General features: G+C 41.8%; 7 protein-coding genes and 1 pseudogene. 4 read left to right on the forward strand and 4 right to left on the reverse strand.

Translation table 11 applies throughout. From position 1 onward, the window contains the following. The first annotated feature begins 196 nt into the window (after nt 1-196). Nucleotides 197-3,358, forward strand: coding sequence for a chitinase C-terminal domain-containing protein (locus R7F64_RS12770; RefSeq protein WP_318071751.1), 3,162 nt, complete (start codon nt 197-199; stop codon nt 3,356-3,358). Nucleotides 3,359-3,455: 97 nt separating this feature from the next. Here R7F64_RS12770 and glgC read toward each other — a convergent pair. From glgC to R7F64_RS12790, 4 genes and pseudogenes are all read right to left on the reverse strand, one after another. Next, nucleotides 3,456-4,680 (reverse strand): annotated as a pseudogene (glgC, locus tag R7F64_RS12775) (glucose-1-phosphate adenylyltransferase). Between the two features lie 537 nt (nt 4,681-5,217). After that, nucleotides 5,218-6,966 carry a formate--tetrahydrofolate ligase gene (locus R7F64_RS12780; protein WP_318071752.1) on the reverse strand — a complete coding sequence of 583 codons (1,749 nt, stop codon included), beginning with the start codon at nt 6,964-6,966 and terminating at the stop codon, nt 5,218-5,220. A 237-nt stretch (nt 6,967-7,203) separates the two neighbouring features. Next, nucleotides 7,204-8,508 (reverse strand): inosine/guanosine kinase, encoded by a 1,305-nt coding sequence (locus R7F64_RS12785; RefSeq protein ID WP_005376376.1) that lies wholly within the window; start codon nt 8,506-8,508, stop codon nt 7,204-7,206. Nucleotides 8,509-8,741: 233 nt separating this feature from the next. Beyond that, a complete protein-coding gene (locus R7F64_RS12790) occupies nt 8,742-9,212 on the reverse strand; it encodes a CreA family protein (protein WP_318071753.1) in 471 nt (156 codons plus the stop codon). Between the two features lie 332 nt (nt 9,213-9,544). On the opposite strand from R7F64_RS12790, the gene R7F64_RS24530 reads away from it, so the two are divergent. The 3 genes from R7F64_RS24530 (at nt 9,545) to R7F64_RS12800 (ending at nt 12,140) form a co-directional block, all read left to right on the forward strand. After that, nucleotides 9,545-9,781, forward strand: a complete 237-nt coding sequence (locus tag R7F64_RS24530) for an AAA family ATPase (protein ID WP_412034465.1) — start codon at nt 9,545-9,547, stop codon at nt 9,779-9,781. Nucleotides 9,782-9,913: 132 nt separating this feature from the next. Beyond that, the gene (locus tag R7F64_RS12795; protein ID WP_318071754.1) at nt 9,914-11,089 is read left to right on the forward strand and encodes an AAA family ATPase; all 1,176 of its coding nucleotides are present in this window, start codon (nt 9,914-9,916) and stop codon (nt 11,087-11,089) included. Beyond that, entirely contained in the window at nt 11,055-12,140 is a 1,086-nt protein-coding gene (locus tag R7F64_RS12800; protein ID WP_318071755.1) for a hypothetical protein, read from the forward strand. The genes R7F64_RS12795 and R7F64_RS12800 overlap by 35 nt, the downstream gene beginning before the upstream one ends. Nucleotides 12,141-12,536 lie beyond the last annotated feature (396 nt).

The raw sequence follows: 12,536 nt of genomic DNA on the forward strand, positions 1-12,536 counted from the left end.
GTTACTGGTGCCAAATAATAGGTACGTTGTTGCAATCATTTAGTGGATTGTTGCGAGGCGGTGTGGAAAACTCGTAAATAGATAGTGTGAAATCACCAACTTGTACTTAAGTTATTTTACGTCGAAATAAAAGTATAGATGCGCTTCGTTTAGCGCATTTAGTATTGTTTTAACAATAACTTAAGGAAGAGCGATTATGCACCTTAAAAACGGCAACGCAGTGAAAAACGTGTTCACACTAAGCACACTCACCGCTTCTTGTCTTATGGCCTTCAATAGCTACGCAGCAGTTGACTGTGCCCCTCTAGAAACTTGGCAATCATCAAAAGTTTATAACGGTGGCGACCAAGTTCAGCATGAAGGTAATGCTTATAAAGCGCGTTACTGGACGCAAAACAACAATCCAGCGCAATCTGGTGAGTGGGGCGAGTGGGAAACACTTGGCGCTTGTGATGGCACTGGACCGGTTGATCCACCTCAGAATGAAGTCCCGACGGTTACTCTGACATCGCCTTCTGCGTCGGCTTCTGTGACTGCGGGTGATGTTGTTAACCTAGCTGCAGATGCGGCAGATACTGATGGGACTGTTAGCAAAGTAGAGTTCTTTGTTGATGGTGTATTAGTTGGTCAGGCAACGTCTGCGCCGTATGCTGCATCGTGGACAGCAACTGAAGGACAGCACGAGTTCTCTACCAAGGCCTATGACGATGCAGGTGCCGTTAGTACGGCAAGTGTTGTGACGTTAACTGTGGCATCAGCGCAACCTGGTAACGAAGCGCCGACAGTGGATGTCGTGCTTTCTGCGAACTCTATTGACCTGGGTGGTTCCGTAACACTGACTGCAAATGCTACGGATGCGGATGGTACCGTTGCTAAAGTTGATTTTTATGTTGCAGGTGTGCTTGCTGGCACTGCTACAACAGCGCCATACACGCTGGATGTAACCCCTTCACAAGCTGGCTCATTAAGTGTTTATGCGAAAGCAACCGATGATGCTGGAGCAACAGCAGATTCTGCACTTGCAACGTTAACGGTAAACGGCGGCGCAGTGACATCTAATTGTCGTCCTGATGGTCTTTATCAAACAACGGGTGTAGATGTTCCTTACTGTTCTATTTATGACGAAGAAGGCCGTGAGAAAATGGGGGCTGATCACCCACGTCGTGTAATCGGCTACTTCACCAGTTGGCGAGCAGGTGACGACCCACAATCGACTTACCTTGTTAAAGACATTCCTTGGGAACAACTTACTCACATTAACTACGCGTTTGTGAGCATTGGTTCTGACGGCAAAGTAAACGTTGGCGACGTAAATGATCCTAACAACCCTGCTACAGGTAAAACTTGGCCAGGCGTTGAGGTAGATCCTGCTCTTGGTTTTAAAGGTCATTTTGGTGCACTAGCAACTTACAAGCAAAAACATGATGTTAAAACGCTAATCTCGATTGGTGGTTGGGCTGAAACGGGCGGTCACTTCGATACGAACGGCGATCGTGTAGCTGATGGTGGCTTCTACACCATGACGACGAATGCGGACGGTTCTATTAATCATGCTGGTATTGAGAAGTTCGCAACTTCTGCCGTTGAAATGATGCGTCAGTACAAGTTCGATGGCCTAGATATTGACTATGAATACCCGACGTCAATGGCTGGTGCTGGTAACCCTTACGACAAAGACTTCATGGAACCACGTCGTCAGTATTTATGGGCGTCTTACCAAGAGCTGATGAAAGTATTGCGTGAGAAACTTGATGCGGCATCCGCGCAAGATGGTATTCATTATATGCTGACTATCGCAGCACCATCTTCAGGTTACTTGCTACGTGGGATGGAAACCTTCGATGTAACTAAGTATCTAGACTACGTAAACATCATGTCTTACGACTTGCATGGGGCTTGGAATGATCACGTTGGTCATAACGCGGCTTTATTCGATACAGGTAAAGACTCTGAGCTAGCGCAGTGGAACGTATACGGCACTGCTGCATACGGTGGTATCGGTTACTTGAACACAGACTGGGCTTACCATTACTTCCGTGGCTCTATGCCAGCAGGTCGTATCAACATTGGTGTTCCTTACTACACCCGTGGTTGGCAAGGTGTTACTGGTGGCGACAATGGCCTTTGGGGCCGAGCGGCACTACCAAACCAAGCAGAATGCCAACCGGGCACAGGTGAAGGTGAGAAGAACAACTGTGGTCACGGCGCTATTGGTATCGACAACATGTGGCATGATACCGACCCTAAAGGAAACGAAATGGGCGCTGGTTCTAACCCAATGTGGCATGCTAAGAACCTAGAAAACGGTATTTGGGGCTCTTACGCAGCTGCTTACGGTCTTGACCCTGTCAACGATCCTTCAGATAAGTTTGTTGGTACTTATACTCGTCATTACGATAGCGTTGCTGTGGCACCTTGGTTGTGGAACGCAGAGAAGAGCGTATTCCTATCTACGGAAGATAAAGCTTCTATCGAGGTGAAAGCCGATTACGTTATCGATAAAGAGATCGGCGGTATCATGTTCTGGGAACTAGCCGGTGACTACAACTGTTACGTACTGGATGCAAATGGTAACCGTACGGCAGTAGATGCCACTGAACAAGCTTGTGCGGCGGGTAATGGTGAATACCACATGGGTAACACTATGACCAAAGCTATCTACGACAAGTTTAAGTCTGCGACGCCTTACGGTAACAAAGTAGCTACTGGTCCAACACCAACTGAAGCAGTAGACATTACTGTTAGTGTTGGCGGCTTCAAAGTTGGCGACCAAAACTACCCAATTAACCCGAAAATCACGTTTACGAACAACACTGGTCAAGCGATCCCTGGCGGTACTGAATTCCAATTCGATATCCCAGTATCTGCGCCGGACAATGCGAAAGACCAATCAGGTGGTGGTTTGAAAGTGATTGCTTCTGGACATACTCGAGCAAACAACATTGGTGGCTTAGATGGCGTAATGCACCGTGTGTCGTTCTCTCTACCAGCATGGAAAGACTTGCCAGCGGGCGGCACTTACGAGCTTGATATGGTTTACTACCTACCAATCTCTGGTCCGGCTAACTACTCAGTGATTTCTGGTGGTAAAGAGTTTGCGTTTAAGTTTGAACAGCCAGATCTACCAATTGGTGATCTCAATGCGGGCACGGGTGGTGGTACCACTGAACCAGGTACGTGTGATACGACAGGTTTAGTGACATACCCAGCTCTGCCACAAACGGATTGGGCAGGTAATCCAAGCCACGCTAACCAAGGTGATAAGATCATCCACAACGGTGTGGTTTACCAAGCGAACTGGTGGACAGCGACTGAACCGGGTACAGATGGTAGCTGGTCAACGGTATGTAACATCTAATTATTATGGATTATTTGTTATAGCCTAATGTTTACAGGCACTTAAACAAAAGCGCACGATGACTATCGTGCGCTTTTTTGTTGTGATAGTTTGTCGTTTAATCGAATTGGTAACTTTCGGGTATGACGACAATACCTTTGTCTGAGATTTTAAATCGCTTCGCATCTTCAAGTTTGTTGATGCCAATTTGAGTATGTGGCGGAATACGAACATGTTTATCAACTATGCAGTTGACCAACTGACTTCCTTCACCAACTTCTACGTCATCAAAAATGATGGAATCGACTACCGTTGCACTATCTTGAATGCGTACATTAGAGGAAATAATGGAGTGCTGTACCGAGCCTCCGGAATTGATGACACCGGTAGCAATTATGGAGTTAATAAAAATGCCTTCATTACCCGTGGCCGACGATACAGTACGAGCTGGTGGAAACTGCGGCTCGTAAGTACGAATCGCCCAATTAGACTGATAAAGGTTCATTGGCGGCACAGGTTCTAGTAGATCCATATTCGCTTCATAGAAGGAATCAATGGTACCCACGTCGCGCCAATAGCAATCTTTATCGACGCGCCCTTTACTTCCACAGAATTGATAAGCGTAAACGGATTCGGTATCAAGTATCAATTAGCTTAGGTATGATGTCTTTTCCGAAGTCATGGCTTGATGAATTGAGTTTTGAGTCTTCTTCAAGCGCTTCTTTCAAAACATCCATATCAAAGATATATATTCCCATAGAAACAAGGCTTCTGGTCGCGCTTCCAGGAAGGGTAGGTGGGGTTTCAGGTTTCTCTATAAACGAAGTAACGAGCCCGTTTTCTGCGGTGCCCATTACACCGAATGCTGAAGCATCCTCTACGGGAACATCCATACAGGCAACGGTGAGCTTAGCACCTTTATCTTTATGCTCTTCAAGCATTGCAGCGTAGTCCATTCGATAGATATGATCGCCGGATAACACAACCACATACTTTGCATCATTTCGCGATAGCAACCACATGTTGTGATAAATCGCATCGGCGGTTCCTTCATACCATGCACCACCTTTGCGCATTTGTGGTGGAACAGCAGTAATGTACTCGCCTAGCTCTGGATTGAATATCGACCAGCCGTCTCGTAAGTGTTTTTGAAGTGAATGAGATTTATATTGGGTTAAAACAAGGATTTTGCGTAAACCCGAATGTAAACAATTGGTTAGTGTGAAATCTATAATTCTATATTTTCCGCCAAAAGGTACGGCTGGCTTGGTTCTGTCATCGGTGAGTGGGCTGAGTCTAGACCCCATCCCTCCTGCTAAAATTACGGCGAGTGCGTCTTCCATAGTATTCCCTTTCCCTTTTCTGACATGCATCAAAACGGTGCTAACCTGAAGGAGGTGGTATGCAACGCAGAGGTTTTGAAAAGCATGTGCTAATGTGCTTATTAGTGAAAAGTCTACTACAAGAATCGAGCCATAGAATATCTCCTTAAAAATCAAGGAGGTTAAAATTTCACTGTAAGACAACTGCACCATATTAGTGAAGCGCTAAATAGCCCGTGCATCAAATTGGCGCAAAATTGTAGAAAGGAGAAGTCAAAAAGTATGGATTTACAATGTAAAGTGGCGACAAAACAAGAAGATAAATAGGGTTTTCTAGCTTAATAACTATGGCTAAACAAGGCTTAGGGTTAGCGTCTTAACTCTAAAGGTCTAAAACAGGCGCGTTGATGTAAGGCAAGAGAGCTTTGTATCAACAATTCAAGAGTAGAAGGCCTGAGACAACTCTTTTCACAGTTGTTGAGAGTGAGTGGATAGGTAAGTAGACCACTCACTCAATGAATATGCTCACTTCACTGATAGCGATACGTTATCACTGCACTAAGAGAGACCGACGATATTTCCTTCATCATCAAGATCTAAGTTCATAAATGCGGGTTTATCAGGTAAGCCTGGCATCGTCATCACGGTTCCAGATAATGCATAAACGAATCCTGCGCCCGCACACAAGCGCAGCTCGCGGATTGGGACGGTAAAACCAGTTGGTGCGCCTTTGACTGCGGAGTCCGTGGTTATAGATAGTGGTGTCTTCGCGATGCAAACCGCTAAGTTGTTAAAGCCTAATTGCTCAAAATGTTTGAGCTGTTCAGTCGCGATAGGAGTCATTTCTATATTGGTTGCTCCATAGCCCGCTTCACATACTGCCATGAGCTTTTCGAGTAATGATTGCTCTTTGTTGTATAACGGACAAAACTCTACAGGCGTGGTACACGCATCAATAACATGTTGAGCTAGTTCCGTTGCGCCTTGTCCGCCTTGCGTAAAAGCGGTGCTGATGGCTACTTTAACTTCGGGATTAAATTGGTGAATCAGCTCTTCAAGAGCTTTAAGCTCTTTCACACAATCTTGTGGAAACTGGTTAATGGCAACGACAGCAGGTAAACCGTATTTATGAACGTTATTTATGTGCCATTTTAAATTTTCAAACCCAGCCTCCAATGCTGCTTGGTCCGGATTAAAAATGGAATCTGGAATAGCCATACCTGGCCGTAAATCGTAGTGTCCGGAATTCGCTTTGAGGCCGCGTAATGTTGCTACGATCACTACACAGTCAGGAGCTTTGTTGGCGGCAGCAGCTTTAATGTTACACGCTTTCTCGAATCCCATATCCGAACCAAAACCGGCTTCAGTTACCGTGTAACCTGACAGTTTTAGCGCAATATCGTCCGCGATAATGGATGAATTTCCATGGGCGATGTTTGCAAATGGACCTGCATGGATCAACGTAGGAACACCTTCTAGAGTTTGCATCAGTGTTGGTGCAATCGCCTCTTTTAGTGTTACTGCCATTGCTCCTGCAACTTGTAGATCTTCCGTAGTGACGGGGTTTCCGTTCAAATCGTACGCTACGAAAATTTTCCCGATACGTTGACGTAAATCTTTTAAATCTTTGGCTAGTGCAATGATAGCCATTAACTCGGAAGCGGCTGAAATATCGAACCCTTCGTCACGCTCGAAACCATTGATGGTTTTTCCTGCATCATTGAGGCCAATTTTGACTTTACGTAGTGCACGATCATTATGGTCCATCACTCGTTTCCAAGTAATACTGGCCGTGTCGATTTTAAGTGCTCTTAACCCGGTGCGTGATTCAAAGGCATCATAACCCTCGCGTTGTTCATGGAACAAGCGAGCGTCAAGAGCGGCTGAAGCAAGGTTGTGCGCCGCTGTCACTGCGTGAATGTCACCAGTAAGGTGTAAGTTTAACTCTTCCATTGGAGCTACTTGAGAGTAACCGCCGCCCGCAGCGCCACCTTTAATACCGAAGACAGGTCCCATCGAAGGCTGCCTTATACATGCAATAACAGATTGATTAAGCTTTGCTAAACCTTGCGCCAAGCCTATCGTCGTAACGGTTTTTCCTTCGCCAAGAGGAGTCGGCGTGATCGCAGTGACTAGTACAAGTTTACCGTCATCATTTGCTTTGAGTCGTTCCAAACATTTTGGGTGGACTTTGGCTTTGTGCTTTCCGTGAGTGTCATACTCTTCGGGTGATAGTCCTACTTTTTCCGCGATAACATCAATAGAAGAAAGTGGTGTGTTTCGGCAAATTTCGATATCTGACTGCATGGAGAATCCCCAAAGTGGCACACAGGTAGCGTTGAAAAACTACCTGAGTTATAACGAGTATTATTGTGAGGCAAAGGTCTGCTTGGTGATGGTACTGTTTCGGTTAGGCTTGTAAAGAGTTTACTGCTTCGTATTGTGCGACATACTAACAAAATCTACTCGTTACAGTGCTAGATAAAAAACAAAAAGGCCACCAAATGGTGACCTTGATATATTTTTAGCTTTAAAGCTGTCGTTTTAACGATCCCAATAAGTCTCTTCTAAGCTATCTTCTCGTTCAGGAAGCGCTCGCGATAGGCGAGGAGAGTGCTGCGTCAACACTTCATAGCTTACTCGGTTTGCGTATTTACAGATCTGAGAAAGCGAGGAGTAGGTTAAGCATCGTACTTCGTGCTTTTCTGAGTTAGGCACTTCTTTTTGGTGGAAAGAGTTTGCTGCCATGTCATGCAGTAAGGCTGAAAGGGCTGCATCACCTGCACCATTAGTGTTCTTAATCTCTAATGGTCCACCAAGGTAAGGGCCGATGTGAGAGTAGACCTTCATTGGGTTTTGACAGTCTTCTTTACGCATCGCACGACTAAACTCGTACTGGTTAAAGGCTTCGAGGGAGCTTTCAAGGATGTCGTGTGTGGTTTCTCGTTTTACTTTCTCGTCGGTGTAACCAGCCATGTACAGACCATTTGGTCCTGCCGTACACAGTACGAGATCAACCCATTCAAGTGCTTTATCAGCAGCAGCTAGCGGCTCTGTTTCACCTGTTAGCGCCGCACCTTCTTCTTCATTCATAGCGACAACAGAAATGTTTTCGCGAATGTATTCTTGCCACCACTGTGCGTTACCTTCGATAACGTACTTTGTCCCTAACGTAAGTACAACAGGGACATCGTGCTTCTTAGCAAAGTCGATCGCTCTTTGTACCGCTTTAGGCATTGGATCTTCTTCTTTACCACGCATTAGGTAAGAAGAAACAACCAGGGCTGATGCTTTCTCAAAGATCTCTTCAGGAATGCTTTCCGGAAGTAGTTGATTCATATGACCTTCGTTGATAGCAAATGTACGCTCACCGTCTTGAGAAATTAGGGTGTAGCAGCGACCAATAGGGCCATCTACCGTTTGTAAATGGTTAAGGTTCATGCGTGAAGACGTACGGCAAAGGTAGCGGTAAGCAAAAGAACCGACTTGAATGTTCTTAGACATCACACCGAGCAAAACGGATTTGCTATCGGCTAAAACTGAGTAGTTGTGAAGAGTATTGCCAATCGTGTCACCTGGGTATTGGTGTGTGATCAGGCCTTGCTCAACCAGTTCTTCGTAAAGTGCATCTGCTTTGCTTTCTTCAAGAACGAGCGAATGTCCTTTACTCAGGTTGTATTTCTCTAAAAACGCGTCATCTACACGTGCTTCGATATCTACAATGGTTTGACCGACACCAACAATAGTTGGGCGATATAGCTTAGGTGCCTGTCGGATTTGGTTTACTAATGGATCTCGAGCGTGAGTTGGGAAGTAGTGTTTAGATTTACGCTGACCAGGAAACTTCATGCTTGTTCTTGAGTGAGAAAAAAAAGAGGCGGGATTGTATCACAAAAAAATGAAAATCGTGGCGATTTATTACAAAGAAGTCTGCTCGCTGAAAAAATCAGCGAGCTGAGTAAATAGCAACCAAAGCAGCTGCAATTTATGACGCTTGTCGTATTGCAATGGGTTGTTTTTTAAACTTGTTGCTCAGCAGCGCCCGGAAAGAGCCTGCTCCGCGCTAACTAAATTTATCCGCGTTACTTTTTCACTTCAGTTGGCTCAACGTAAGCCTTGGTACCCCAAAGTGGGACTGTCGAAAGGCTATGCTTAAAACTACCATCGGTCTCTTTTGTTGTATAAGACAAGTAGAGTAAGGTTTGGTTATCGGCATCATAAATACGGCGAACCTTCATTGTTTTGAAGAAAATGCTTTTTGACTTCTTAAATACAATTTCACCGGACTTACTCTTATCTATTTTTGCAATCATTTCCGGTGTGATTTCGCCAGTCTGACGACATGATATTGAGCTGTCACTTGGATCCGCTAAGCTAAAATCTGCTTCGATAGAAGCGATATGACACGTTACCCCCGTGACTACCTCGTCTTTTAATTCACCTACTTTGATGTCTTTCATGGTAAAAAGCCCCAAACTTACGTCGCCGACTTCATCATCAGAGCAGCCTAAAAGGGCAACTGAAAGTCCGAGAATAGTCGCTAGTCTTTTCATTTTAAATCCTTTAATTTTCAGTAGTATAGGTGGATTTTTTGTAATGTTGGCTTACAATCTTAGCACACCATTACAACTATAAGCATAAATTTCACAATTGTATGGTTGTTAGAGCGGGTGTAATAAAGAGTACATCTTAATTGAACTCAAAGGTAAACGACAGATTGTTGCTATTAATCATATCGTTAGATTTTGATACGTAGTAGTATAGCTACAAGTTTAATATTAATTGTGGGTAGCACATCGTCAGATATGCTTCCATGACTTTGTATACACAAGTTTATATATCAGTTTAATGAGTGTTAATACATTGAAACTTTACGGGTGATAAGGTGAAATCAATTCGAATAGAGGGTCTACGGTCACTGGTTGACACTGGCTTTGTGGAACTTAAACCAATAAATGTTTTAGTTGGGACCAATAGTTCAGGGAAAAGTTCATTTTTGAGAGTATTCCCTTTGTTAAGACAAAGTATTGAAAGAAGAACTAGGGGCCCAATTCTATGGAACGGTACGTATACAGATTTTGAATCATTTTCTACATCCAAATATCGTGGTGTCGATAATTAAACTATTAGCTTTTCTTTCGACTTTGAATTTGAACAAGGAAGAGGTTACGGTTTTAAAAAAATCAAAGACATATTCCTTAAAACAAAAATATGTCTAGAAGCGGGAAATAAAAGAAATACGTGCTATACAAAAATGCTTTCCGTCGATGTAGATGGGCATATGATCAATTTCAATTTTGATTCCGATGGAATGATTAAAGTAGTTGATTCAAATAAAATACGGTGGGAATTGTCTAATACTAAATATCAGCTAACTGACACAAATACGATTATTCCTATTGTTGGAACGAATGATATTCAATTTGGATATTGGATTGCAAAGCAGAATAAAGATAAAAACGATATTTCATCTCAAGTCTTTAATATGATTAAAACTAGAATAAGAGAATTTACGGGTAGTCGAAGTGAAGGAAAAATTCATGATATGTCGATAGCTGTCGTTTCTGGGATTATGACGGATGAAGATAAATTAATTATGATGGAGTCATTGCGGTCAACGAATAAATGGGAACAAAAGATTAAAGAATGGAAGAGCTTTAACAACAACAGTGAATGGAGAGTTTTTTCTGCATTGATTGATTTATACTCAGTGATATCTAATACAATGGATATAAATTTACAAATAACTAGCAATCTTAAGAATGTTCGTTATGTGGCTCCATTGAGGGCTTCCACTGAAAGATATTATAGATATCAAGATTTAAGTATTGATGAAATTGATCATCGTGGGGAAAATATTGGTATGTTTCTAACAAATATACCAAGAAAGTGGAGGAAAAACCTTGATGAGTGGACTAACAGCTACTTTGGGTTTGTAATTGATGAAAGCACTTCCTCTAGCCATATTGCTATTAATTTGAAATATAATGAAGGTAAGTCAACAAATGTAGCTGATATGGGCTTTGGATTTTCTCAAATTCTACCAATTATTGTTCAACTTTGGTCCGTTTCATCAGGATACGAGAAAAGTTTAAGAGGAAGAGCTTCAAAGCAATATATTTTTGCAATTGAACAACCAGAGCTTCATTTACACCCTAAAATGCAAGCAAATTTAGCATCAGTCTTTTCTGGTGCAGTCGAACTTGCAGAGAAAAATGACATTGATCTTAGGTTAGTAATTGAAACTCATAGCTCAGCAATGATTTCTAAGTTTGGCGATCAAATTGTATCTGATGAGCTGGATGAAAATGATGTAAATATAGTTATTTTTGATCAAGATAGAGCTTTGAGTAAAACAATGATTTCATATTCATTTTTTAATAATGAAGGTGAGCTTGAAAATTGGCCAGATGGTTTTTTTAGTTATTGATATGATTATTAAGTTATGTAATTCAGTTTTTGAGGCGATTAAACGCAAAGATAGTAATACTGAATGTTTCATTGAGGATTTGCTAAATGCAAGGCGAAATGGCTTTATTTCTATTCTTTTGTCAAAGCGTGATATTTTATTTTTGCTAGATAATTTAAATCTAACGAATAGACAGAAGGCAATTTTGAAATTTGATAAAGAAAAATCAACTTATATAAACTCAAAGTTAAGGTCTTTCAATGAGTCTGTTGTTTTTTATCATCCATTCTATGGTGGTTCTGTAGGTGATTATGATATTTCAAAATATAGAGACAACTTATTTGATGATATTCTAGAGCCGCTTGGTAAAGCTAATGTTATATTTGAAAATAAGGATGATGACTTAGTTTATAGGAAGATTTTAGAGTGGTATCTTAAAGAGGTAGTTAAAAGCATTGATTTACAGCTGTCATATACTGCTATACATGGTGGAGGTCATACAACGGCGTCTCTGTCTGAAGAGTTAATAAATAAAAAAATCGGACTATTTACTGTTTGTGATAGTGATAAGATATCTCCGTATTCAGAGTTTGGTAAGACAGCTAAAGATACGATAGACGTTTTCAATTCAATGGGGTTGCAGTCTCGCCTGTTGTGTATTGAGGCTCACGAAGTTGAGAATTTAGTTCCTATAACTTTCCATAATGAAGTTTCATTAGATACTCAAAAACCTTCGCTTGAGTTTATCAAAAAATCCGAGGTAATATGTAGTGATTCATATATATATTATGATTTTAAAGACAGTTTCAAGGTGTCTCTATTGTCAAGCAAAAACCAATGTGGAAATTATTGGAATGATATCGTTCAAGCGATAGGTTTTGATGTTTCAGATAAATCCAATAGTGATAAAATTGTTGGTAAATTATCTTCAATGGTAAAGCACTCCATTAAATTGTTTAATGAATCTAAAGTTATTACGATTCCAGATAATGAGTCTCTTTATAATGAATGGATAAAAATCGGGAGCTTCTTATTACCAAAGGTTATAGCATCTAAACCATATCGAATGTAAACAATATACTTGTTAAGTTGGTGCTTTATGATTTCGTTTTAATAGTTGAACATTTGGCACCTCTCTAGACTCACTGTAGTTAAGATAAAACCGTACCTCCATTCTTTGATTACTGAGCATCATTTATAGCCCAGTTGATTGTTGAATCGAGATGCATTGTTTAGATTAACCAATATTCAGCTGAACTCGCTTTTGCTTGTGATGAATGAACACTAGATTTGTCTTAGGTAATCTATTGAGTAGAGGAGGAAGACAGTGCATTTAGGACAGATATTGAAAGACGTGCTAAAGAGGGAAAGTTTCAAACTTATCGAGAAAAGATTGTTGAATCTTTAAAGGAATTAGAGTGCGAGCCTAGAGTTCCGTATGTAAGAAAAGCGAAGGTTGACTATACAT

Origin of the sequence: Vibrio sp. Vb1980 (genome assembly GCF_033338615.1) — a bacterium.
GTDB lineage: Bacteria > Pseudomonadota > Gammaproteobacteria > Enterobacterales > Vibrionaceae > Vibrio > Vibrio alginolyticus.

Bases quoted from the DNA above. Each gene is read 5' to 3' on its own strand.
- R7F64_RS12770 (WP_318071751.1), top strand. From the start codon at position 197: ATGCACCTTAAAAACGGCAACGCAGTGAAAAACGTGTTCACACTAAGC.
- R7F64_RS12780 (WP_318071752.1), bottom strand. From the start codon at position 6,966: ATGCAGTCAGATATCGAAATTTGCCGAAACACACCACTTTCTTCTATT.
- R7F64_RS12785 (WP_005376376.1), bottom strand. From the start codon at position 8,508: ATGAAGTTTCCTGGTCAGCGTAAATCTAAACACTACTTCCCAACTCAC.
- R7F64_RS12790 (WP_318071753.1), bottom strand. From the start codon at position 9,212: ATGAAAAGACTAGCGACTATTCTCGGACTTTCAGTTGCCCTTTTAGGC.
- R7F64_RS12795 (WP_318071754.1), top strand. From the start codon at position 9,914: ATGCTTTCCGTCGATGTAGATGGGCATATGATCAATTTCAATTTTGAT.